Below are 23,768 nucleotides of genomic sequence, written 5' to 3' on the forward strand. Positions count from 1 at the left end.
GTTCGCAGGTGCGCCGCCTAGGATCGACGTCATGTCCGAACGCGTCCACCGGATCACCAGCCTGGGCCGCGGTGCGCCCGAGGAGGGGCAGCCGATGGGCCCGGAGGAGTCGAACGGCGCCGGGCCCGGCCCGGATGCCGAGCACGCCGGCCCGCCGCCCACCGATCCCGCCGACCGCGCCGTCGGCCTCGAGCGCGGCTTCGATCGACTGCTGTCGATCCAGCGTCCCATCGTGCTGGCTCACCTGCGCGCCATCCGCCGCCATCACCCGACGGCGACGCCCGAGGAGCTCGTGCGCGTGCTCGAGCGACGCTACCTGACCGCAGTCACCACGGGCGGAGCCGCCGTCGGCGCGACCGCGGTCGTGCCCGGCATCACCACGGGCATCACGCTGGCCCTGTCCGGTGTCGAGACCGCGGGCTTCCTCGAGGCGACGGCGCTCTTCACGCAGTCGGTGGCCGAGGTGCACGGACTGCACGTCGAGAACCCCGATCGGGCGCGGGCGCTCGTCATGACGCTCATGATGGGCCGCGAGGGCGCCGACCTGGTTCGCCAGTTCGCCGCCCAGGCGACCGGGTCGGGCGTGCCGCGCAACGCCTACTTCGGCGAGATCATCACGAGCACGCTCCCCCGCGCGGTCATGGGGTCGGTCGTCGACCGGCTCCGGCACGTGTTCGTCAAGCAGTTCGCCGTCCGCGGCGGCGCGGGCATCGTCGGCCGGGCCATCCCGTTCGGCATCGGCGCGGCGATCGGCGGCATCGGCAACCACGTGCTCGGTCGCCGGGTGCTGCAGCAGTCGCGCCTGGCATTCGGCCCGGCGCCGTACGCCCTTCCGGTCGAGCTCGAGCCGCGCGGCGACGAGACGGCCGTCGCGTCGGCCGGCAGGCGGCTCGCGCGGGCGGTCTCGACCGCAGGGCGCGTCGCGAGCCGGCCGTTCGGTCGACTCGCCGCCGCGGCGTCGCGACGAGACGAGGCGGATGCCTCCGCCGACGATGGCGGCACCGAGCAGGCGGGCGCGCCCGAGGTCGAGACGCCGGTCCCGGCCGATTCGGCGAGCGAGGCCGACGGCCCCGCGGCCGCGCGCCCGACGGACTGAGCGCCGGGCTACCGGATCGGCTCGTAGCCGAGCAGCTCGCGCAGCTGCGTCGTCTCGGCGTCGAGCACGTCCTCGGGCTTGCCGGCGTCGCGTCGCACCCGGAAGCGACCGCTCAGCGCGATGAGCCGATCCGCCACGTCGTGCTCGGGGTCGCGCTCGATGATCCGGAGGGTGATCACGAACCACCGCTCGGCGAGCTCGAGCTCGTCGGCGAGCTCGAACGCCTCGGCGACGTGGAGATGCCGCCACCAGTCCCCGCTGCCGGAGCCCCGCAACGCGTCGGCCTCGCCGACGGCGTCGTCTCGCCGGCCGAGCGCGAGCAGGGCCGCGACGATCGTGCCGGTGGCCTCGTGCGGTTCGGCGTCGGATGCCTCGGCGGCGCGTCGCGCGGCGGCGAGCGCCCGCTCGAGTTCGCCCGCCATCTCCAGGTGCTCGGCCGCGACCAGGAGGAGGTGCGCCCGCCGGATCCCGTCGGCGAGCTCGTAGGCCGTGGCATCCGTCGCCCATCGCTCGAGCAGCTCGGCGCGCTCCACGTGACCCCGTCCGTCGGCGACGCGCAGCTCGACGTCGTCGAGCTCGGCCTCGGTGATCAGCTGCGCCATGGGCCCGAGCATACGTTCCGCATCGCCCGACCGCATCGGGTGCAACGCGTGGTCAGTCGACTTCGATCTCGTCGGACTGCTCGGCCGCCTCACCCTCGGCGTCGTGCTCGTCGACCTCCGGGTCGGTCGCATGCAGCGCCGCGAACCGCTCCCACTCGGCCATGAGGTGGTCGACCGCGCCGTGGAAGCGTGCCGTCGTCACGCCCGGCGTGGTGTCGCCGAAGTACCGTTCCACCCAGTAGCCGAGGCGTTCGAGCGCCAGCGCGTCGTGCGCCACCTCGTCGACCCGGTCGAGCATGGCGGCGCCGTCGGCACGGTCGAGCCACTCGCACGCCGAGAGGTACCCGCCGGTGTCGATCTGCGCATCGGGGTTCACCGGGCGGGTCACGAGGAGCGGCTTGCCGGCCGCGAGACGGTCGTAGACCATCGCCGAGATGTCGACGATCGCGACGTCGGCGGCGGCGAGCTGCCAGCCGAGGTCCTTCCCCTCGTCGACGACGTGGTGCGCCGAGGGGTCGCTCGCGTTGGCCTGCACGAGCATGCGCTTGATCTCCGCGTTCGCGGCGCCGTAGTCGTGGTCGACGACGCCCGATCGCGGGTGGGGCCGGTAGATCACGCGGTGCCGTCCGGTCGCGACGAACGCACGGACCAGGTCGACGCCGTGCGACGCGATCGAGCCGTAGGCCGCCGCGCCGCGGTCGCCCTCCCAGGTCGGCGCGTAGAGCACGACCTCGCGGTCGTACTCCGGGTACGGCAGCGGTCGGCCGTCGAGGTAGTGGTCGGCCTGCGGGCGGCCGATCGGGATGGCGCGCTTGTCGAAGTCGTAGTCCCACAGCACCTTCTCGAGGCGCGCACGCGCGGCATCGCCGGCGATGAGGGCGTAGTCGTAGGCCTTGAACTGGTTGGTGGTCATGTACATCTTGTCGGACTCGCCGTGGTTGATGAACACGTGCCAGCGGCGCCCGTAGCGCATCATCTGAAAGTTCTTGGCGTTCTGGTTGACGTAGAAGACCACGTGCAGGTCCTGCTCGTGGATGACGTGCTCGAGGTCGGCCACACGCCGGACGTAGGCGACCGGCAGGGGCGACTCGTCGAGCAGGGCGAGCGCGGCCCCCGAGGCGCGGCTGAGGATCAGGACCGGGTGACGTTCGGCGAGCTTCTCGAGGGGCTTGTACCACTGCCGCAGCTGGTAGAGGTTGACCTTGCCGTCGGCGAAGTACACTCCCACGCGGAATCGGTGCGGCTCGAGCTGGCCCCGCTCGGCGAGCTTCTCGACGAGCATCCGCTGCGCTCGTCGCGAACGGAGCACGTTCTGCACGAGCTTCACGGCACGTCGCGCGTCTCTCCTCAGTTCCACCGTCCAAGGGTAGCCGCCGCGGCGCGGGCACGTGACCCGCGTCAGACGACCGGTGGGCGTCCGGCGAGCGTCATCCGCCGGACGGTGCTCCACGACATCGGGCGGCGCTCCCCCGCATCCTCCCGCCACCCGGCCCGCCACCCCGCGAACCACGCCCGCAGCGCCGCGGGCCGGCGGAACCAGCGCAGCACCTGGATCGCCGTCCACGAGCCGACGTAGCACGGGACGAGGATCGCCGGCAGGTTGCGGCGCGCGAGCCAGACCCGGTTCCGCGCGTTCAGCCGGTAGTAGTACGCGTGTCGCGCGGGGTCGATCACGGGGTGCGCGGCCTCCAGCTCGCCGGCATACCAGGCGCGGTACCCGGCATCCCACACCCGCCACGCGAGCTCGATGCCCTCGTGGGCGTAGAAGAACGGGTCGGCCCACCCTCCGGATGCCTCGAATGCGCGCCGCGGCATGAGCACCGCGCCCTCCCAGCACGAGAACACCGGGCCCGAGTGCGCCGGGTCGCCCTTGCGGATGCGCGGGATCCAGCGTCGCGGCGACGCCAGCCCGGTCGGGTCGACCACCCGCGGCTGGACGAGGCCGAGATCGGGACTCGCGGCGAGGAGGCGGCATCCCTCGGCGAGGAAGTTCGGGCTCGGCAGGTAGGCATCGTCGTCGAGGAAGAACAGCACCTCGCCCGCGACCTCGGGCACGCCGCGATTGCGCCCGGCCGGAATGCCGAGGTTCTCGGGCAGGTGCAGCGTGCCCACCTGCGGCGGGAGCGGCGGGTCGGCGGCCGCCGGGTCCCAGCCGTTGCCGACGCACACCACGTCGACGTCGACGCCCTCCTGGTCGAGGATGCTCCGGATGCCGCGCGCGAGCTCGACGGGACGCCGCCCCATCGTCAGGACCACGACCCCGACACGGGGCCGCCGACCTGTCGGCCCCGGATCAGGCACGGACACGGCGGGAGGCCATGATCGCGAGGAAGTGGCCGAGCAGGGCGAGCACGGCGAGCGGCAGCAGGGCGGCGACGACGACGCGATCGACGACCGGCTGGCCGACGAAGAGCCCGACGACGGCCGCGGCGAACGCGATGAGCGTCAGCTCGACCGAGTGGTACAGGCGGTGGAACGGGACGAACCGGGCGGCCTTGCGGAGCGTCGCGACGAGGCCGCCGCGAGGCGCCGTCTCGCCGTGCGTGTCAGCCAGCTTCGGCAGCCCGGCGTTCGCTCGGGCCACGTGCACCATGTCGTTCAGCGCCTTGTTCAGCACGATGACCAGGGCGAGGAGCGCCGCGATCGTCGTCCAGAGGAAGTCGGCCGGGAACTCGAGCGGGTAGGCCGCTGCGCGGATGCCGAGGGCGAGCGGGATCAGCGCCTCGGTCGAGTAGTGGCCGACCTTGTCGAGGAAGACGCCCGCGGGGCTCGACGTGCGGCGCCAGCGGGCGACCTCGCCGTCGCAGCAGTCGACGAGCATCTGCAGCTGGCCGAGGACCACGGCGAGCAGTGCACCCCAGATGCCGGGGATCAGGAGTGCGGCGGCCGTGGACCAGCCGACGAGGATCATGAGCCCGGTGACGCCGTTCGCCGAGATGCGGGTGTGCAGGAGCAACCAGGTCAGGTAGGGCGAGAGGTCGCGGAGGTACAGCGACGCGGTCCAGTGCTCCGCGTTCCTTCGTCCGCGCACCTCGGGCGGCTGCGTGACCGCTCGCTGCTCGGCGAGGCTCGACGGGATCCCCCGATCCGGCATGGGCTCCGACATGCTCACCTTCCCGTGTGCTCGGCGATGTTGCTCGTGAGCGAGAGGTAGCCGAGCACGAAGCCCGTTCCCCACGCGACGTGGATGCACGGCAGGACGAGCAGGAACCAGGCTGCGGTCGCTCCGCCGCGGCCGCGTGCGTACGCGAGGGTCGCGACGACGACGAACAGCAGGTAGACGAGCGGCACCGCGAAGCCGATCAACAGCCACGGCGGCTCGCCCATCCCGGCCTGGACGACGCCGACGATCCCGACGATCAGGCCGAGCACGACGCCGACCACCATGGCGGGCGGTACGAAGTAGCGGAAGCCGTTCGCGGCGGGGAAGCGGCGGGCGAGCTCGCCGCGCCAGAGCCCGGTGGAGAACATCTGCCGCGCGAGGCGTTCCAGGCTCGACCTCGGTCGGTAGGTGACCGCGAGCTCGGGCGTGAACCAGACGGTTCCGCCGGTCTGTCGCAGGCGGCGGTTCAGCTCCCAGTCCTGCCCGCGCTTGATCGTCTCGTCGAAGAGGCCGACCCGCTCGAGGGCGCTCCGCCGGAACACCCCGAGGTAGACCGTCTCGACCGGGCCCTCGCGGCCGCCGACGTGGAACGCCGAGCCGCCCAGGCCGACGGGCGTCGTGTAGGCGAGCGCGACCGCGCGCTCGAACGAGGTCTCGCCTCGTGCGTCCATGATGCCGCCGACGTTGTCGGCGCCCGTGCGCACGAGCGTGTCGACCGCGATGCGCGTGTACTCCGCGGGGAGCATGGAGTGCGAGTCGACGCGGACCACGACCGGATGCACGGCCGCGCGGATGCCGATGTTGAGGCCGGCGGGCGTGGACCCGACCTCGTTCTCGAGCACGTGCACGCGCGCGTCGCGCGAGGCGAGGTCTTCGACGAGCTCGGTCGTTCCGTCGATCGAGGGACCGAGGGCGATCAGCACCTCGACGGGCCCGTCGTACTCCTGCTCGAGGATGGACTCCACCGCGGCGCGCACGTGGGACGCATCGTTCAACACGGGCATGACATACGAGACGCCGATCGGCGGCGACAGTTCCGCCGGATGGTGCTGCTCGGGCATGGTCCTCACTCGTGCACTGGGTCGATCGAGCCTAGCAGCAGGGACCCCCGCGATCGCCGTCGCCGGCCCGGGTTTCCGGGGCACGACGACGGGGGCCGGACCTGTCGGTCCGGCCCCCGTCGGTGCGGTGCGCCCGAGGTCAGCCCTCGAACGTGCCGAGCGTCACCGTCACGGTGTTCGACTCGCCGCCGCGCGTGTACGTCAGGTCGGCCTCCGCGCCGCCCGCGAGGGCGCGCACCTGGGCGGTCAGGTCGGTCTGGTCGGTGATCGGGATGCCGTTCAGCTCGGTCACGACGTCGCCCGACTGGAGGCCGGCCGCCTCGGCCGCGCCGCCCGAGCTCACCTCGGAGATGAGCGCGCCGACCGTCGAGCTCTCTCCGCTCGCCTGCGCCGAGGTCACCGTGGCGCCGAGCAGGCCGTGCGTGGCCGAGCCGTTCTCGATGATCTCGCTCGAGATCCGCTCGGCGAGGTTCGAGGGCACCGCGAAGCCGACGCCGATGTTGCCCGCCTCGCCCGAGCTGCCGCCCGCCGAGAGGATCGCCACGTTCACGCCGATGAGCTTGCCCTCGCCGTCGAGCAGCGCGCCGCCCGAGTTGCCCGGGTTGATCGCGGCATCCGTCTGGATCACGGGGATCGAGATGAGGCCGCCGCCGCCCGAGGAGCCCGAGCCGCCGCCCTGCTCGCCGTCGAAGTTCCAGAAGTCGAAGGGGCTGTCGCCGGACCCGCCCTGGTCGCCCTCGCCGCTGTCGGGCGCGGTCTCGGGCGCGGCCGACGATTCCACGTCGATGCTGCGGTTCAGCGCGCTGACGATGCCGTTCGTGACGGTGCCGGAGAGGCCGAGCGGCGCGCCGATGGCGATCGCCGTGTCGCCGACGTTGAGCTCGCTCGAGTCGGCGAACTCGATGGGCGTGAGGCCCGAGGCATCCGCCAGCTTGATGACGGCGAGGTCGCTCAGCGGGTCGGTGCCGATCAGCTCGGCCGAGTACAGCGTGCCGTCGTCGGCCTTGACCTGGATGGTCGGGTCGCCGGTCGCGCCGTCGAGCGTGACGACGTGGGTGTTGGTGAGCACGTAGCCGTCCTCGGAGAGGATCACGCCCGAGCCTGTGCCGCCCGACTGGCCGCCGCTCACCTCGATGGTGACGACGCTCGGGCTCGCAGCCGCGGCGACGGCCGCGACCTGGTTCACGGAGCCGTCGTCGTTCACGACGATGCGCTGCGTGCCCGAGGAGGTCTGCTCGACGGCGCTGTCGCCGTCGTTCGTCAGGAGGGCCGTGATGCCGGCGCCCGATGCGCCGCCGATGAGCGCGGCGGCCACGATCGCGGCCGCGACGCCGAAGCCGACACGACGCTGCTTGGGTGCGGGCTCCTGGGCCGGGGCCGGCGCCGGAGCACCGCCGAAGGCGGGAGGAACGGTTCCGGCGCCACCGGCCTGCGGCGTGCCGGGCGCACCGGCGACCGGCGTGGTCGGCTGGGTCTGCCCGGAGGTCGGCGCGACGGCGGGCTCGTGGCGGTACTGGCCCGCGACGTACGGCTGCGGGGCCTGGCCCGGCGTGTAGACCGTGCCGGTCGGACGCGGTGCGGGCGCGGCCGAGGCGGGGGCCTCGACGGGTGCCACCGGCGACGGGGTCTGCGCGGGCGCGGCGGACGCGACGGGTGCAGCCGCTGCGGCAGGTGCAGCCGGCGCGGCCGGGGCCGGGGCGGGGGTCTCAGCGGACGCGGCCGGAGCGGCCTGCGCCGCCGGCGCGACCGACTCGGTCACGGGCTCGGGCGACGACTCGGCCCGGGGGGTCTCGACCTGGGCGGTGGCCTCCGCGGCATCCGCACCCTCGGCCGTCGGCTCGGGGTGGTTCTCCGGGTTCTGCTCGATCCCGCCGGTGTTGGTCTCGGTCATCTTCGCTCCTTCCAGCGGATGCCAGCATCCCGCTCCAAGCTGTGCGGCGAGTCGGCGGTCCCTATGGCGAAGCTATGCCGCCACCGTGAACCGCCCGGGCGCCGCAGACAGCGTAGCCGTCGCACCGTGGCATACGGTGTGAGCGTGGACGCCAACCCATCACGACCGCTCGCACCGTGGCAGCGGACCGCCGCCGGCGCCGGACTCCTCGCCGCCGACGGCAGCGTGGCCCCGACGGTCTTCGCCGAGATGAGCGCGCTCGCCGTCTCGACCGGCGCGATCAACCTCGGCCAGGGGTTCCCCGACGAGGACGGCCCGCGCGAGGTGCTCGACGCAGCTCGCGAGGCGATCGCGACCGGCGTCAACCAGTACCCGCCCGGGCCGGGCATGCCCGTGCTCCGCCAGGCGATCGCAGGGCATCAACACCGCTGGTACGGGCTCTCGGTCGATCCGGCCCGCGAGGTGCTCGTCACGGCCGGCGCGACGGAGGCGGTCGCCGCGACGCTTCTGGCGTTCGTCGACGACGGCGACGAGGTCGTGACGTTCGAGCCGTCGTACGACGCCTACGGGGCGGTCATCGCCCGTGCGGGCGGCATCCACCGCACCGTGCCGCTGCGCTTCCCAGACTGGCGGCCCGACCACGACGAGCTGCGGGCGGCCGTGAGCGACCGCACGCGCGTCATCCTCGTCAACTCGCCGCACAACCCGACGGGCACCCTGCTCGACGAGGACACCCTCGACCTCGTCATCGAGCTCGCGCACCGGCACGACGCGCTCATCGTCACCGACGAGGTGTACGAGCACCTGGTCTTCGACGGACAGCACGTGCCCCTCGCGACGCGCCCCGGCGGGTGGGACCGGACGATCTCGATCTCGTCGGGCGGCAAGACCTTCAACACGACGGGGTGGAAGATCGGCTGGGTCACCGCCCCCGCGCACCTCGTGACGGCCGTGCTCGCCGTCAAGCAGTACCTGACGTTCGTCAACGGCGCGCCGTTCCAGCCGGCGATCGCCGCCGGGCTCGGCCTGCCCGACCGGTTCTTCGCGGACGCCGCGTCCGAGCTCGCCGCCCGGCGCGACCTGCTCGTCGCGGGCCTCGCGAGCGCGGGCTTCACGACGTCGGTCCCGGCGTCGGGGTACTTCGTGGTGGCCGATGCCGCCCCGCTCGGTGCGCACGACGGGGACGCGTTCTGCCGCGAGCTCCCCCATCGCGCCGGTGTCGTCGGCGTTCCCGTCACGGCGTTCGTGCACCCGGAACGCCGCGACGAGGTGCGCAGCCTCGTGCGCTTCGCGTTCTGCAAGCGCCGCGAGGTGCTCGAGACGGCGGCCGAGCGGCTCGCGGCGATGGGCTAGCGGCCGACGACCTCGGCGGCGGCGTCGCTCAGGCGTCTTCGCGCTCGACGACCGCGAACCGGCGGAGCGCGAGCGCGGGATTGCGCGTGCGCACCTCCGCGATGCGGTCGGTCGAGAGCCAGGCGACCGCGACATCCGTCTGCTCGCCGATCGTCGCGACCTCGACGCCCATCGGGTCGACGACCATGCTGTTGCCCGCTCCCACGGGCGGAGCGTGGTCGGCGGCGAGCACGTACACGGTGTTCTCGATCGCGCGCGCGGTCGTGAGCGTGCGCCAGTGGGCCTCCTTCAGCGGCCCGCGAACCCACTCGGCCGGCATGCAGATCGCGTCGGCGCCGGCGTCGACGATGCGTCGCGACACTTCGGGGAAGCGGACGTCGTAGCAGGTCTGCAGCCCGAATCGGATGCCGCCGACCTCGAACGTCTCCGGGTCGGCGATCTCGCCCGGGGCCACCCACTCGCTCTCCCGCTGGCCGAACGCGTCGTAGAGGTGCAGCTTGCGGTAGCGGGCGACGACGCCCTCGCCGGGTGCGACCGCGACGACGGTGTTCGCGACGCGGCGCTGCCCCTCCAGCCGCTCGATCATGCCCGCGACGAGGTGAACGCCGAGCCGGTCGGCGAGCTCGCGGAGGCCAGCCGTGAACGCGCCGTCCACCGGCTGGGCGGCATCGAGCCACTCCTGCGACGGTGTGGCGGTGAACCAGCTCGAGTACTCGGGGAAGACGACCAGCCGCGCGCCGCGGGCGCCCGCGAGCTCGGCGAGCCGGCCGATCTCGGCGAGGTTCGCATCGGCATCCTCGGTCGGCGCGAACTGGGCCACGGCGAGCGGGAAGCCCGCGGCATCCGTCTGCATGCCCCCAAGCCTAGGTGGGCGGTGGACGCGTGCGGGGAACGCGGTGCTATCCGCGAGACGGCGCGATCCGTTCGCGGACCCGATCGACGATCGCCTCGAGCTCGCGCGTCGTCGCCTCCAAGTCGTCGAACGCGTCGACCAGGTCCGACCGGCCTGAGCCGTCCACGCCGGAGAGCCGGAGGTCGGTGCCGACGTTCAGCGCGGCGGCGCGCGTGCTCGCGGCGAGGGTCGCCGCGGCCGTGCCGACGTCGGCCAGCAGGAGCGTGCCGGTGTCGTCGACGAGCTCCTCGAGGACGGGGACGAGGTCCGCGGCGAATCGGCCGAGCGCGGCGGACGACTCGGCGGCGGCGAGGCTCGCCATGCGCATCGCGGCCGACCTGCGCTCGGCGTCGGCCTGCAGGCTCGCGGCCGCGAAGCCGGACGACGCGGCCTCGTCCTCGTCCGCCATTCCCGGGGCGGTCTCGCGCATCGCGGCCGAGAACGCCTCGACGCACCGTCGACGGATCTCCTCCTCGCGCGACGCGTGCGGCTTGCGGTACGCCACGACCATCTCGACGAGGGCCGCCGCCATCCCGGCCATCAGGGCGGCGGCCGCGCCTCCGCCCGGGTTGGCGCCGGTGGACGCCAGTGCGTGCAGCCACTCGGAGATGGGCTCGTCGGCCGTCAGTCTGCGTTCCATGGCTCGACGGTAGACCGTCGGGCGTGACATCCGTCGGTTCGCGGGCACGATGCCGCGACGACGTCGGCACGCGCGGCCGCGTGTCCACCTCTCACGGGGGCGTGGTCAACCCGATCGGTGCGGCAGCCCCGGGGCCGGTGCGGCGGCCCGCCGTCACATCCGCTCCTTGACCCCGGCCCGGATGAGCAGCCAGTTGACGGGGTAGCTCGTGCAGAAGCCGATGACCATCGCGATCTGCATCGCGAACCAGAACTCGGGGGTGAGCACCGGGATCATCCCGCCGAACCACAGCGGGGCGAGCAGGAACTGGGCGATCGCCATCGTGCCGTACATGCCGACCTGCCAGGCGGAAATGGATGCCGCATCGGCCGTCACCGCCGCCTTCAGCCCGTCGCGGAAGCCCAGTCCGCGCATCGGCACGATCGCGAAGTACTGGAACGCGATGCCGATGGCGAACGCGAAGACGAAGTCCCACACCCAGACGGCGAAGATGCGCTCCTGGAAGAGCCATCCGTAGCCGGTGACCACCGCGAGCACGGGGACGAGCACGAGCAGGAACTCCCCCACGATGTCGCCGAGCGTGCACCCCGCGCCGCAGTGGTTCGTGCTGATCGCCACGGCCTGGCGCATGCTGCGCTTCGGCGGCGGTCGATCGTCGCCCCGGGCGGCCGACCGCCCGATCCGCAGGTACACCACCAGCCAGAGGATGCCGCCGAAGAGCATGTTCACCGGCCAGACGATGTTCATCACCGACATCCGCTGCGGGCGTCGCCGCACGTCCAGCCAGACCCAGCCCGCGCATGCGAAGCCGATGACGAGCGAGATCCAGGCGATCGCCGTCACCCATGCGGGGAACGTGGCCGCGTCGGCGGGCATGTGCCGCACTCTACGGCCCTCGCCGCCGGGCCGCGCCTGCCGCGCCGAGAATCCGGGGGCGTAGTCAAGCCGATCCCGGCCGCGATGACAAGTGCCTCCCGTCGATCCGCCACGCCTGTTGGACTGGTGGGGTTCACGCGCGCGACCGGACCGGCCGCCGCGCACGACCGGTCCCAACGCCGTCGGACCAGGCACACCTCGCTCCGGCCCGGGGCCACGACAGATGGGAAGACCCTGTGCTCAGAGCACCCCGACGCTCCCTCGGCGCCCTCGCCGTCGGAGCCCTCGCCGCGAGCTTCCTCGCGGCGACCGCAGCGCCGGCCTCGGCCGACGACCACGAGAACCTCCCGGGCGAACCGACCATCACGCTGCCGATCAACGACAGCGCCGCCGGCGGCACCTACGACCAGGACTTCACGCGCGTGTACGCGGGCGTGACGCCCGACGGCACCCCGGTCTACATCTACGTGCCCGAGGGGACCCCGCTCGACGGCAGCGCGCCGGTCGGCGTCGACAGCCTCGACCCGGCGTTCGACCACACCGCGCCCGACGACGAGTTCGTGCCGTGCGCCGACGCCGACGTCGCCGACTACACGATCACGCAGGCGCAGATCGACTACATGGGCGACCAGCTCGCGAACCAGATCGTCGCCGTCGACGAGGAGCACTTCGGTCCGATGGATGCCGCCGACCCGGCGGTGCCCGAGAGCGACTCGCTCGTCATGGTGGTCTACAACGTGCAGGACGAGCAGTACTACGACTGCGACGTCACGAGCTACACCGCCGGCTACTTCGCGCCGGACTTCATCGAGTCGGCCGGCATGAACACGATCGTCATCGACGCGTACGACTGGGCGAACCGCGTCGGACCGGATGACTCGGAGTGGCGCGACGACGACCCGGCGAACGACCAGGCGACCCTCTACGAGGGCGTCATCGCGCACGAGCTCGAGCACCTGCTGCACAACTACAGCGACCCGGGCGAGCTGAGCTGGGTCGACGAGGGCCTCGCCGACTTCGCGGTGTTCCTGAACGGCTACGACGTGGGCGGCTCGCACCTGACCTACCACCAGGTGTTCTACGCCGAGACGTCGCTGACCCGCTGGGCGGGCGGCCTCGAGAACTACGGCGCCTCGTACACCTTCTTCCAGTACCTCTGGGAGCAGGCCGGCGGCAACGGCGACGGCACCTACGAGCCCGACCTCCAGTACGACGGCGCCGGCGGCGACCTGCTGATCAAGCTGATCTTCGAGAACCAGGCCGACGGCATGGCCGGGGTGGATGCCGCGATCGCCGAGTTCAAGGCAGCGACCGGCAGCGACCTGCGCTCGGCGACCGAGCTCTACGAGGACTGGGCCGTGGCCGTGTACCTCGACGACGAGGACTCGGAGCGCTTCGACATCAAGGCCGTCGACTTCGGCGACCCGGCGTCGACGAGCTGGACGATCGACATCGCCGACGACCAGTTCTGGGACGGCCGCGGGTCGAACCAGGGCGCGCAGCCCGAGGCGAAGTGGGACCGCCGCAAGAACGGCCAGGCCGACACGGCCCTGCCGTACGGCATCCAGATCGAGCGGTTCCGCAACCCGGGGCCGACCGTCACGGTCGCACTGGACGGCGACGACACCACGCAGATCGCTCCGCACACGGGCGACACGCACTGGTACGGCGGGTACGAGAGCCAGTCCGACAACGTCCTCGACGTCGACGTGGCGGACGGCTCGGCCTCGACCCTCGACTTCTGGAGCTGGAGCTTCATCGAGGAGGGCTGGGACTACGGGTTCGTCGAGGCGCTCGTCGGCGGCGACTGGGTGACGGTGCCGCTGACGGATGACTCGGGCGCCGTCGTCACGACCGACGACGACCCGCACGGCAACAACGAGGAGGGCAACGGCCTCACGGGCACCTCGGGCGGCGAGTACTTCGTCGACGACCCCGAGTACGTGCACCTCTCGGCCGACCTGCCTGCGGGGACGACCGACGTGCGCTTCCGCTACTCGACCGACGCCGCCTACCTCGACACCGGATGGTTCGTCGACGACGTGATGGTCGACGGCGAGGCGGCGACGCTCTCGTCGGCCGACGGCGAGTGGATCGAGACGACGGGGCTCCAGGACGATAACTGGACCCTGCAGGTCGTGGCGAGCTGCGACCTCACCCCCGGCGAGGAGTCGGACTTCGAGATCGTCGACGAGGCCGGCAACCACGTCTACCGCCTCGAGGGCGACGACATCACCATGGCTGGCCTCGACACGTCGTGCGCCAAGGGCAAGAACCGCGACTTCACGACCCTCGTGTCGAACCTGCCCACGGGCGACCTCGACACGCTCGACGCGGGGTACGAGCTCACGGTGACGAACACCGGCATCGGCAACGGCAACGGCAAGAAGGGCTAGTCCGTACAGGGTGGCGGAAGGCCCCGGTCTCGAGTGGACCGGGGCCTTCCGCTCCATCCGACCGCCCCGTGCCGGAAATGGGCAACGACTACTCAGGTCGCCCCGGTACGCCGTTCGTAGCGTCTTCGGCATGAGCACACAGCCACCTGCCACCCGAACGCGCCGCACGAAGATCTCGACGTTCGTCGTCCTCGGCGTCGTCGTCCTCGCCGCCGGCCTCGCCCTCGCGCAATGGCTCGTCACCGGAGACCTCTCGGCCGTCTTCGAGGGCATCGAGAACGGCCTCACCGGCCGGCAGGCCCGCCGGAACTTCTGAAGGGATGCGACATGGACGGCATCGAGGTGAAGGGCGCCAACGGCGAACGACTCGTCTACGACGGCGCCACCGTCGCGAAGTTCCGGCACAACGGCATGGATGAGGCGGCTCGGAACCCGATCTCGACGTACCGCGAGATCCGGGTGATCCACAAGCCAGCGAAGCGCGGTCGACCGGGCCATTACGAGGTCCTGCTCGCCATGGCCTCCTTCATGTCGCTCACGGTGGAGGAGACCGAGAAGCCGCAGCTCGACGCACTCGTCGCGGCGCTCGAACGCTCGAAGGCGTGAGACGGGACACGTGCGCGAGACCGCGATCCGAGCTCGGGGAAGACTCAGACGGCGGCGCCGGGATCAACGCCTACGACCAGTCGGAAGAGCGGCCATGTGCCCGGAACCCCTTTGAGCGGGAACTCTCCCGCCGGTTCGAATCGTAGGCGCGAGCCCAACACCAGCACGCGAACGGCATCCGTGACGAATACGGAGCCGGGAATCGCTGCGGCTTCCACGCGCGCGGCGATGTGGGCAGCGATACCGATGACGTCGGCGTCTCTCACGAGCACCTCGCCGATGTGCACGCCGACGCGCAGTCCGATGCCGAGTCGCGACGCATCCGTGACGGCCTCCTCAGCGAAACGAAGTGCCAACGAGGGGAGGGGGAACGACAGGAAGAAACCGTCCCCCGCCGTATCGACCTCGCGGCCGGAGTACCTCGCCAGGGAATGTCGCACCGATTCGCGATGCGCCACCAGGCGATCTCGCCAGACGGCGTCACCAGACTGAGCGAGCGAGTCGGTCGAACCGACGACATCGGTGACCACGAGGGTCGCGATCTCGCGTCGACCGCCCGTCCTCGTCCCGATGAGGAACTCCTCGACCTCGTCTACGAAAGCGTCCCCGGGAATGAAGATCGGTGTCGAACTGTCTTGAATGAGCGTCAGCCTGCCGTCGGAGAGTTGATCGGCGAGCCAACGGAACGCCGCTGTCGGCAGCATCTTCATGCCGACGTCATGCACGACGAGCACCGGCACGCGGACATCAGGCAGGTAGGGCCGGATGTCGATGCCTCCAATCTCCTCGAGCAGCCTCGAGGCACCGCTCGGGGTCGTGGCCAGGCGTTCGTATCGCATCCACCATTCGAACAACCGGCGATCCGCTGTCCACGATGGCGCGAGTAGTTTCACGACCTGCCCGTTGCCCCACCCGGCACTCACCAACGCTCGCATCACCGGGCCAATGAACTTCGCCCGCAATCCCCAAGGAAACTCCTTGTCGCGATGCCCGACAACCAGCACCTCGCCCGCGATGACGGACTCCACCCGATCGTGATGCCTTGCGGCCGTCGCGAGGCATACGGCAGCACCGTCGCCGTAACCGAGTAGCGCGGCACTCGTGCTTCCCGCTGCATCGAGTACGGCGATCACGTCGTCGCTGCGCTGTTCGATCGACACGAGATCAGTGGTTCGTTCCGAAAGGCCTGTTCCACGCTTGTCGAACAGGATGACCCGGCCGAATCTCATCATCCGCTCAATGAATTCGACGTTCTCCGAAAGCTCGAACAGTGCGTCGATATTGGATGCGAAAGAGAACGAAATCAGGAGGTCCCGTTCGCCCTCCCCGCAGACCTTGTACGCGATGTCCGCGTCGCCGCTTCGGACGTAGCTCGTGCTCGGGATCACAGCAGGCTCCCGCCGCGCTGCCGACGGCTTGACAACGAGGTCTCGACGTTACCCGGGCCCCTCCCGCCCATGGCCTCACGATACGCCTCATGGGTCGCGAAAGCGGCTCGGCGCGTTTCGCGCTGGAAGCGCATTCAGCGCGCGACCCGCGATGACCCCGGGTGTTTCAAGCGATTCGAGTCGACGCCGGCCAGCGGTCGCGCCGCGGCTACGCGCTCACCTACCTCGCGGACGCCCCGCCGCGGTCTCGCGACATCCTCCGCATCAGCGCCTTCTTCTACGCCGAAGTGCAACCCGCCGGCTGAGGCGCTCGAACAGTCGCAAGGACCCGCCGCCCAGGCGCTTCAGACGCTGGCTCTCCGGGAAACGCAAGAGGCCGGCATCGGATTCCTCCGATACCGGCCACTTCTGCGCGATATCCGGAAGAACAGAACCTGATTCTCCGAATGCGACGCGGACATGCGAAAGGCCCCGGTCCGACTGGACCGGGGCCTTCCGATTTGGTTGCGGGGGCAGGATTTGAACCTACGACCTCTGGGTTATGAGCCCAGCGAGCTACCGAACTGCTCCACCCCGCGGCACAAGAGATAACACTAGCACGGGTTCCGAGGGCGGTCGAATCGAGGCCGCATCCCGGGCGGGTCGGGGTCTCGAGCCGCCGCTCCAGCGGCTACTCGACGGCCGACGTCGCCGCGCGAGAGGCCACGAGCTCGTACCCGAGCGGCAGCCACTGGTGGTCGGGCCAGCCGAACATGCCGTCGCCCTTCGGCACCGTGACGGGGAACATCCGCCACGGCAGTTCGTAGTGCTCGGCGAACTCGTCGACCCTGAGACCGGCGTCGCGCAGGGCGGCGAAGACCTCGCCGAGCGGATGCATCCACTCCCAGGTCCGCGCGTTCACGAGCCGCGCCTCGGGGTCGGCGTAGTCGCTCGGGTCCTCGATGATGTCGGGGCCGGTGCTCACGTACGGGTACGCGAACGCGGGCATGCCGCCAGGCCCGGCGTCGCCCTCGAAGACGTACGCCGCCGGGTGCCCGTCGGCGAAGAACAGCCGACCGCCGGGCTTCAGGAACCACGCGATGATGCGCGCCCACTCCGCGACATCCGGAAGCCACCCGATCGTGCCCCAGGTCGTGAAGACCAGGTCGAACGACTCGGGGTCGGGCAGCCGGTGGCGCGCGTCGTAGACGTTCGCCTCCACGAATCGCGCGCAGTCGGCGACGCCGAGCTCGGCGGCCATGCGTCGCGCCTCCTCGACGGCCGGGCGGGAGAAGTCGACGCCGACGGCGGTCGCGCCGAGGTTCACGAGCGAGAGCGTGTCGGAGCCGAAGTGGCACTGCAGGTGCAGCACGCGCACGCCCTCGAGACCCTCGGGGAACATCCGCTCGATGCCGGCCTGCGCGATCGGGTCGAGCACGCTGCCGCCCGCGCGAAGGCGCGACCGGTCGTAGAAGGGCGACGCCACGTGGAGGGCCACGCGCTCATCCCAGTTCGCGCGGTTCTCCTCGAGCCAGTCGCCCGAATCGAGCTCGATGGACATCAGCCGTTCGAGGGCGCCTCGGTCGAGGGCGCCTCCGTCGACGGGGTGTCCGTTGTGCTCGCGCCGTCGTCCGCGAGGACGATGAGCTCCGAGATGATCTCGGCGAGCTCGGCGTCGGCCGCACCGTAGGCCACCCAGTCGCCGTCCTGCAGCGCCTGCTGCTTGTCCTCGATCGCCTGGCGGGCGCGGTTGAGCAGCGACTGCAGTTCGGTGTCGGTCGTGGTGGGCGGCGTCTCGCCCTCACCGCCGGTCTCGCCGCCGTCCGGAGTCGTCGGTTCCACCTCCTCGTCGCCCGCGGCCGCGCCGGAGTCGCCGCCGAACAGCACGTTCAGCGCCTCGTCGAGCGTGTCCTGGAACGCGATCTCGTCGCCGAACGCGACCAGCACCTTCTGCAGGAGCGGGTAGCTCGTCTCACCGGTCGACTGCACGTAGACCGGCTGCACGTAGAGCAGGCCGCCGCCGACGGGCACCGTCAGCAGGTTGCCGTTGATCACGTCGGACTGGCCCTGCTTCAGCAGGTTCAGCGATTGCGACACGGTCGGGTCGGAGTTGAACGTGTTCTGCACCTGACCGGGTCCGGGAACGTTGTCGTCCTCGGGCAGCGAGAGCAGCCTGAGCTTTCCGTAGCCGTCGGCGCGCTCGCCGTCGGTCGAGCCCGCATCGGAGTCGACCGCGAGGTACCCGCGCAGCACGTTGCGACTCGCGCTGCCGCGCGCCTCGGGGATGAACGTCGAGTAGATCGAGTAGGTCGGCGCCTCCTGGCCGGGCATCTGCATGGTCAGGTAGTAGGGCGGCTGCAGGAACGAGGTCGCCGCGCTCTGCGTCGGGTCGAGCGGCGTCGTCCACGCGTCCTCCCGCGAGTAGAACGTCACCGGGTCGGTCACGTGGTATCGGCCGAGGACCGCGCGCTGCATCTTGAACAGGTCGGCGGGGTAGCGCACGTGGGCCATGAGCTCGCCCGACATCTCGCTCATCGGCTTGATCGCCTCGGGGAACACCTTCTGCCACGTCTGCAGGATCGGATCCTCGGTGTCCCACGCGTACAGCGTCACGCTGCCGTCGTAGGCGTCGACGGTGGCCTTCACCGAATTGCGGATGTAGTTCACCTCGTCGAACGCCAGGGGCTGCTGCACCGACTCGCTGTCGGAGATCGCCTCGCTGTAGCTGACCTTGTTCGAGTACGGGTACTGGTCGGAGAGCGTGTAGCCGTCGACGATCCAGACGAGGCGGCCATCGACCACCGACGGGTAGGTGTCGCTGTCGAGCGTCAGGTACGGCGCGACCTTCTGCACGCGATCGATCGGGTTCCGGTCGTAGAGGATCTGCGAATCGTTCGAGACCTGGTCGGAGAGGAAGATCTGCTCGGACTGGAACTTCAGCGCGTACACGAGCTTCGTGAACACGTTGTCGAGCACGGGCCCGCCGTCGCCGGTGAAGGTCGTCTGCTGGGGTTCGCCCTCGCCGCCGGCCGGGTAGTCGAGCTCGATCGGCGACGCGCCCTCGGGCGCACCGACGATGGAGTAGTCGGGCGAGTTCTCGCCGAAGTAGACGCGGGGCTCGAACTCGGGCAGCGTGCCGCTCGATGGGATGCCCGACTCGATGAAGACGGGCTGGCCGTCGCTCGAACGCTGGTTGCCTGCTGCGGCGACCAGGCCGTAGCCGTGCGTGTAGACGAGGTGCGAGTTGAACCACGTCTGCGCGTCGTTCAGGCCCTCGAGGTTGAGGTCGCGGATCGCGACGACCGTGTCCTGCGACTGCCCGTCGATCTCGTACCGGTCGACGTCGAGCATCTCGGGGAACTGGTAGTACTGGCGGAACTGCTCGAGCTGGCGGAACGCCGGGCTGATGACGGCCGGGTCCATGAGGCGGATGCTCGCGGTCGTCCCCGCGTCCGCGCGCAGCGCGCCCGGCTCCGCGTCGGTCTTCGCCTCGTAGGGGATCTCCTCGATGTCGGCCACGCCGAACGCGTCGCGCGTCTCGTCGATGTTCTTCTTGATGTACGGCGCCTCGAGGGCACGCGCGCTCGGGTCGACCTGGAAGCGCTGCACGACCCATGGGTAGAGCGAGCCGATGAGCAGGCTCGACACGATGAGCAGCACCGCTCCGACGAGCGGCAGCCGCCACCGGCCGAGGATCGCGGTGATGAAGAACAGCACCGCCACGACCGCCGCGATGACCGAGAGGATCTGCCGGCCGGGGATCGTCGCGAACACGTCGGTGTAGGAGGCACCGGTGATGAGCGAGCCGGTCTCGGTGACGGTCGCGTACTGGTCGAGCCAGATGCTCACGGCTTGAAGCAACAGGTACAGGCCGGCGGTGATCGCGATCTGGATGCGTGCGGCCTTCGAGATGACGACCTCGCGCCCGCTCACTCGGATCGCGCCGTAGAGGTAGTTGGTCGCGATGACGAGGAGGCCGGAGAGCAGCAGCACGGCCGAGGCGAAGCCGACGACGGAACGGTAGAACGGCAGCTCGAAGACGTAGAAGCCGATGTCGAAGCCGAACTGCGGGTCGGTCGAGCCGAACGGCGTGCGGTTCAGCCAGGCGAGCACCGAGTCCCATCGGCTCGCGGTCGAGACGCCGGCGAAGATGCCCAGTACCGCCGGGATCCCGTACATCGCGAGGCGGCGCAGGGGCTCGAAGATCTCCTGGTAACGATCCAGTTGCGAATTGAGCTTCGCGTACACGGGACGGGTCCGGTAGGCGATCTGGATCGAGAGCCACACCGGCAGCGCCATCGCGATGAACCCGACGAAGAAGAGCACGATGCGCGTGATCCACTCGGTGGTCAGGACCTCGAGGAACCCGAGCTGGTCGTACCACCGGATGTCCGCGTAGATACCGGCGAACACGAAGAACGCGACGACGAGGGCACCCACGATGCCGATCGTGATCGCGATCGGCGCGCGTCGGCGCGTCGTCCTCGGTTCCTGCGACTGTGCTGTGGACACTCTCGGCCTCATTCGGGTCGGGACGGGATCGGATTCCCATCCTATGGTCGGCTCTCTTGGAAACGGCTGGCGAGGCGGGCCGCGCGGCTCCGCTCCGGGCGAACGCCGGCCGCGGCATCCGTCACCGAGCATCCGAGCGGATGCCTCGGGGACGTCGGTCAGCCCACGACGACGTCGCAGCTCCGGAATCCGGAGGTGTCGCCGCCCTCGCCGATCGTCTCGACGATGGTGCGCGCCTCGTCGAGCGTGCCGACCGCGAACACCTCGAGCCCGTCGGGCACGTTGCCGACGACCTCGTCGCAGTTCGCCTCGGGTGCGAGGAACCATGGGGCGTCGGCGTCGAGCGCACCCCACAGCTTCTGGCGGATGCCGCCGATCGGGCCGACCGTGCCGTCCGAATCGATGGTCCCGGTCCCGGCGACGTTCTCGCCGCCCGTCATCGCCCCGGGCGTCAGCGTGTCGACGATGCCGAGGGCGAACATGAGCCCCGCGCTCGGACCGCCGACGTCGTTGAGCTGGATCTCGACGTCGATCGGGAACTCGTACCGCATGCGGACGCCGACCCCGAGCACGGCGTTGTCGCCGTCGGCCACCGGCGTCGCCTCGACCGTCAGCTCCTCGCCGTCGCGGACGACGCCGATCTCGGCCGGCGTCTCCGTTCCGTGCTCGCGCAGCGTGCTGCGCAGCTCGTCGACCGAGTTCACCTCGGCGCCGTCCACCGAGCGGATGACATCGCCCACCTCGATCACGCCCTCGGCCGGAGTCCCCTCGTTGACGTTCTGCACGACCACGTCGCGCGGGAAGTCGTAGCCGAGCTCGACGAGGGCGCCCGCGATGGCGTCCTGCTGCGAGTCGACCATCTGCGCCTCGTTCACCGCGTCGCGGTCCTCGCTGCTGAGACCGGGCGGGTAGAGCACTTCGAGCGGCAGTACCGCGCGACGCGGGTCGAGCCAGGCCGCGGCGACGTCGAGCCAGCCGGGCGTGCGCCCGGGACGGCCGATCCCGGAGACCGTGAGCAGGTCGAGCGATCCCTCGGTCGGGAAGGTCTCCGCGTCGGCGACCTCGATGAGCGGGACCTCTTCGCCGTCGACCTCGGTCGTGCCGAGCGTGTCGTAGACGGGCCCGGCCTGCTGGATGACGTACGGGGTGGGCAGGAGGGCGATGCCGAGGCCGATGACGGCGGCGATCGCGATGGCCGTCCACCCGATCCGCTCGCGACGCGATCGTCGGGGTGCGGCGCCGTCGTCGGGCACTGCCGAGGGCACCGGCCGATCGTCGCCAGGGCCGCCGAAGAGCGTCATCCGCCGTGGTCCTTCCCGAGCGCCCGCGGGGAACCCGGCACTGTTCGCGACGGGCGGACACCCGAGGGGTCAGCCTAGGCCATTTCCCGGCGAGGACGCAGATGACCGACGGTAGCGTTGAGCGCGAAGCGAGGGAGGTGGCCCGAGTGGCCGAACGCGACCAGGAGCCCGACCGCGACCCGAAGGACGAGTTCCGCGACATGCTGCGGGAACTGCTGTCCGGTTCGGGCGGCATCGACCCGTCGAAGCTCGCCGGGGCCGCCGGGCTGCCGAACGATCCCGCGAGCCTCGCGGCCCTCTTCAGCCAGCTCCAGCAGGCGATGCAGCGCTCCGAGGAGGAGGGCATCGACTGGTCCCTCGCGCTGCGACAGGCCGAGCAGCGGGCCTCGACCGGTCAGCGCCAGATCGCGGCCGCCGAGACCGAACGACTCGACCGCGCCTTCGACCTCGCCGCGCTCTGGCTCGACGAGGCCGTCGAGGTCTCGGCACTTCCCGGCACGCCCGAGCTGCTGACGCGGCGCTCGTGGGCGGCGGCGACCATGCCCATCTGGACGCAGCTCGCCGAGCCCGTCGCGACGAGCATCGCCGACTCCCTCACCCGCGTGATGAGCGAGCAGGCGCCCGAGGAGCTGCGCTCCATGATCCAGGGCGCGAGCCGCATGATGCGCGGCATCGGCGGCGCGATGTTCGCGATGCAGCTCGGCCAGGTCGTCGGCCAGCTCTCGACCGAGGTGGTCTCGGGCGGTGACGTCGGGCTCCCGCTGCTCGAGGACGGCCGTGCGGCCCTGCTCCCCGAGAACGTGGTCGAGTTCGGCGAGGGCCTCGACATCCCGACCGACCAGGTCGAGCTCTACCTCGCGGTGCGGGAACTCGCGCATGCCCGCCTCTTCCGGCACGCCCGCTGGCTGCGGCTGCACCTCATCACGGCGATCACCGCGTTCGCCCGCGGCATCGACGTCGACGTCGAGCGCCTCGAGCAGCTCGCTGAGGGCTTCGACCCGTCGAACACCGACGAACTGCGCGACGCGGTCGCGAACGGCGCCCTGCTGCGCCCGAAGAGCCCCGAGCAGGAGGCGGCCCTCGGTCGCCTCGAGACGATGCTCGCGCTCGTCGAGGGCTGGGTCGACGTCGTGACGGCGGATGCCACGGCCCGCCTGCCGAAGTCCGACGCCGTCGCCGAGACCATCCGCCGTCGCCGTGCGACCGGCGGGCCGGCCGAGTCCGCGCTCGCGACGCTCGTCGGGCTCGAGCTGCGCCCCCGTCGCCTTCGCGACGCCGCGGCCATGTGGCGCGCGGTCACCGACGCGGTCGGCATCGCGGGTCGCGACGCCCTCTGGGCGCATCCCGACCTGCTGCCGACGGCCGCCGACCTCGACGACCCGGCACCGCTCGCCGCGCGACTGGCCGCGGGCGGGGAAGCCGGCGGCGAGGCCGATGCGGAGTTCGACGAGGCGCTCGAGGCCCTGCTCCGGGGCGACCTGCCCCCGGCGGATGCCACTGACGACGACACCCCGGAGGACGGGGCGGGCGGCGGGGCCGAGGGCGGGCCGCGCTCGGCCTGACCACGCCCGACGTTCCCAGGTCGCGCTCGCCGCTTCCTGGTCGCGGCGGCCGCGCGCCGGCCGCCGCGCGGGCCGGGCGGCCTGTGGCGGCGCGCCGTCGCGTCGCCGGGGCGTGCGGCATGCTGCCCGCATGACGCCCCGACTCGATCCGGCACTCCCCCAGGTGTGGCGCTCGCCCACCACGCTGCAGCTCGGCGGCATCCGCCCGATCGCGGTGCTCCACGACCCCGCGGGGCTCGAGTCCGGCCTGCTGAGCGCCCTGTCTGCGGGGGCGTCGCGCGCGACGCTGCACACGATCGGCACCGCGCTCGGCGGCGACGCGGAGCGGATCGACGCCCTGCTCGATCGGCTCGAACCCGCCTGCCGGGCCGACCCGACTCCCCCGGCCTCCGGCGTCGTCGCGCTCTCCGGGCCCGCGTCGTTCGTCGACGACCTCGGCACCGCGCTCCTCCGCCTCGGTCACCGCCCGGTCCTCGCGTCCGACGCCGATCCGACGACGACGGATGCCGC

Annotated in this window: 20 protein-coding genes and 1 tRNA gene; 7 read left to right on the forward strand and 14 right to left on the reverse strand. The window is 71.3% G+C overall.

Annotated features, from left to right (window positions below; all coding sequences use genetic code 11):
• Positions 1–31: 31 nt before the first annotated feature.
• Positions 32–1,096 carry a hypothetical protein gene (locus ACSJD1_RS08990; protein ID WP_438854966.1) on the forward strand — a complete coding sequence of 355 codons (1,065 nt, stop codon included), beginning with the start codon at positions 32–34 and terminating at the stop codon, positions 1,094–1,096.
• An 8-nt stretch (positions 1,097–1,104) separates the two neighbouring features.
• On the opposite strand, the gene ACSJD1_RS08995 is transcribed toward ACSJD1_RS08990, so the two are convergent.
• The 6 genes from ACSJD1_RS08995 to ACSJD1_RS09020 form a co-directional block, all read right to left on the reverse strand.
• Positions 1,105–1,698, reverse strand: coding sequence for a hypothetical protein (locus tag ACSJD1_RS08995; RefSeq protein WP_438854967.1), 594 nt, complete (start codon positions 1,696–1,698; stop codon positions 1,105–1,107).
• A 52-nt stretch (positions 1,699–1,750) separates the two neighbouring features.
• Positions 1,751–3,055, reverse strand: a complete 1,305-nt coding sequence (locus ACSJD1_RS09000) for a CDP-glycerol glycerophosphotransferase family protein (protein WP_438854968.1) — start codon at positions 3,053–3,055, stop codon at positions 1,751–1,753.
• A 41-nt stretch (positions 3,056–3,096) separates the two neighbouring features.
• Positions 3,097–3,942, reverse strand: coding sequence for a glycosyltransferase family 2 protein (locus ACSJD1_RS09005; RefSeq protein WP_438855050.1), 846 nt, complete (start codon positions 3,940–3,942; stop codon positions 3,097–3,099).
• 49 nt (positions 3,943–3,991) lie between these two features.
• A complete protein-coding gene (locus tag ACSJD1_RS09010) occupies positions 3,992–4,804 on the reverse strand; it encodes a CDP-alcohol phosphatidyltransferase family protein (protein WP_438854969.1) in 813 nt (270 codons plus the stop codon).
• A 2-nt stretch (positions 4,805–4,806) separates the two neighbouring features.
• Entirely contained in the window at positions 4,807–5,862 is a 1,056-nt protein-coding gene (locus tag ACSJD1_RS09015) for a glycosyltransferase family 2 protein (protein WP_438854970.1), read from the reverse strand.
• 139 nt (positions 5,863–6,001) lie between these two features.
• Positions 6,002–7,753 carry a S1C family serine protease gene (locus ACSJD1_RS09020; RefSeq protein WP_438854971.1) on the reverse strand — a complete coding sequence of 584 codons (1,752 nt, stop codon included), beginning with the start codon at positions 7,751–7,753 and terminating at the stop codon, positions 6,002–6,004.
• Between the two features lie 144 nt (positions 7,754–7,897).
• Here ACSJD1_RS09020 and ACSJD1_RS09025 point away from each other — a divergent pair, with 144 nt between their 5' ends.
• Complete coding sequence (locus ACSJD1_RS09025; RefSeq protein ID WP_438854972.1) at positions 7,898–9,106, forward strand: aminotransferase class I/II-fold pyridoxal phosphate-dependent enzyme; 1,209 nt, start codon at positions 7,898–7,900, stop codon at positions 9,104–9,106.
• A gap of 28 nt (positions 9,107–9,134) precedes the next feature.
• Here ACSJD1_RS09025 and ACSJD1_RS09030 read toward each other — a convergent pair whose 3' ends face one another.
• The 3 genes from ACSJD1_RS09030 to ACSJD1_RS09040 form a co-directional block, all read right to left on the reverse strand.
• Positions 9,135–9,959, reverse strand: coding sequence for a carbon-nitrogen hydrolase family protein (locus tag ACSJD1_RS09030; protein WP_438854973.1), 825 nt, complete (start codon positions 9,957–9,959; stop codon positions 9,135–9,137).
• Positions 9,960–10,005: 46 nt separating this feature from the next.
• Positions 10,006–10,638 (reverse strand): cyclodeaminase/cyclohydrolase family protein, encoded by a 633-nt coding sequence (locus ACSJD1_RS09035; RefSeq protein WP_438854974.1) that lies wholly within the window; start codon positions 10,636–10,638, stop codon positions 10,006–10,008.
• 153 nt (positions 10,639–10,791) lie between these two features.
• Positions 10,792–11,514: a DUF4396 domain-containing protein gene (locus ACSJD1_RS09040; protein ID WP_438854975.1), complete on the reverse strand. Its 723-nt coding sequence runs from the start codon at positions 11,512–11,514 to the stop codon at positions 10,792–10,794.
• Between the two features lie 236 nt (positions 11,515–11,750).
• Here ACSJD1_RS09040 and ACSJD1_RS09045 point away from each other — a divergent pair, with 236 nt between their 5' ends.
• From ACSJD1_RS09045 to ACSJD1_RS09055, 3 genes are all read left to right on the forward strand, one after another.
• Positions 11,751–13,910, forward strand: coding sequence for a hypothetical protein (locus tag ACSJD1_RS09045; protein WP_438854976.1), 2,160 nt, complete (start codon positions 11,751–11,753; stop codon positions 13,908–13,910).
• A 130-nt stretch (positions 13,911–14,040) separates the two neighbouring features.
• The gene (locus ACSJD1_RS09050) at positions 14,041–14,226 is read left to right on the forward strand and encodes a hypothetical protein (RefSeq protein ID WP_438854977.1); all 186 of its coding nucleotides are present in this window, start codon (positions 14,041–14,043) and stop codon (positions 14,224–14,226) included.
• Positions 14,227–14,237: 11 nt separating this feature from the next.
• On the forward strand, positions 14,238–14,516 hold the full coding sequence (locus ACSJD1_RS09055) for a hypothetical protein (RefSeq protein ID WP_438854978.1): 279 nt from the start codon (positions 14,238–14,240) through the stop codon (positions 14,514–14,516).
• Positions 14,517–14,560: 44 nt separating this feature from the next.
• Here the strand turns inward: ACSJD1_RS09055 and ACSJD1_RS09060 are convergent, their stop codons facing one another.
• Complete coding sequence (locus ACSJD1_RS09060; protein WP_438854979.1) at positions 14,561–15,904, reverse strand: adenylate/guanylate cyclase domain-containing protein; 1,344 nt, start codon at positions 15,902–15,904, stop codon at positions 14,561–14,563.
• A 161-nt stretch (positions 15,905–16,065) separates the two neighbouring features.
• On the opposite strand from ACSJD1_RS09060, the gene ACSJD1_RS09065 reads away from it, so the two are divergent.
• Positions 16,066–16,209: a hypothetical protein gene (locus tag ACSJD1_RS09065; RefSeq protein WP_438854980.1), complete on the forward strand. Its 144-nt coding sequence runs from the start codon at positions 16,066–16,068 to the stop codon at positions 16,207–16,209.
• Between the two features lie 196 nt (positions 16,210–16,405).
• Here ACSJD1_RS09065 and ACSJD1_RS09070 read toward each other — a convergent pair.
• From ACSJD1_RS09070 to ACSJD1_RS09085, 4 genes are all read right to left on the reverse strand, one after another.
• Positions 16,406–16,482: transfer RNA gene (locus ACSJD1_RS09070), tRNA-Met, on the reverse strand.
• 92 nt (positions 16,483–16,574) lie between these two features.
• Positions 16,575–17,444, reverse strand: a complete 870-nt coding sequence (locus tag ACSJD1_RS09075; protein WP_438854981.1) for a class I SAM-dependent methyltransferase — start codon at positions 17,442–17,444, stop codon at positions 16,575–16,577.
• Positions 17,444–20,407 carry a UPF0182 family membrane protein gene (locus ACSJD1_RS09080; RefSeq protein ID WP_438854982.1) on the reverse strand — a complete coding sequence of 988 codons (2,964 nt, stop codon included), beginning with the start codon at positions 20,405–20,407 and terminating at the stop codon, positions 17,444–17,446. Before ACSJD1_RS09080 ends, ACSJD1_RS09075 begins: the two co-directional genes overlap by 1 nt.
• Before the next feature lie 146 nt (positions 20,408–20,553).
• On the reverse strand, positions 20,554–21,696 hold the full coding sequence (locus ACSJD1_RS09085; protein ID WP_438854983.1) for a YlbL family protein: 1,143 nt from the start codon (positions 21,694–21,696) through the stop codon (positions 20,554–20,556).
• Positions 21,697–21,896: 200 nt separating this feature from the next.
• On the opposite strand from ACSJD1_RS09085, the gene ACSJD1_RS09090 reads away from it, so the two are divergent.
• The gene (locus ACSJD1_RS09090; RefSeq protein ID WP_438855051.1) at positions 21,897–23,258 is read left to right on the forward strand and encodes a zinc-dependent metalloprotease; all 1,362 of its coding nucleotides are present in this window, start codon (positions 21,897–21,899) and stop codon (positions 23,256–23,258) included.
• Positions 23,259–23,768: the final 510 nt, after the last annotated feature.

Source organism: Agromyces excoecariae (assembly GCF_051715505.1).
Lineage (GTDB): Bacteria > Actinomycetota > Actinomycetes > Actinomycetales > Microbacteriaceae > Agromyces.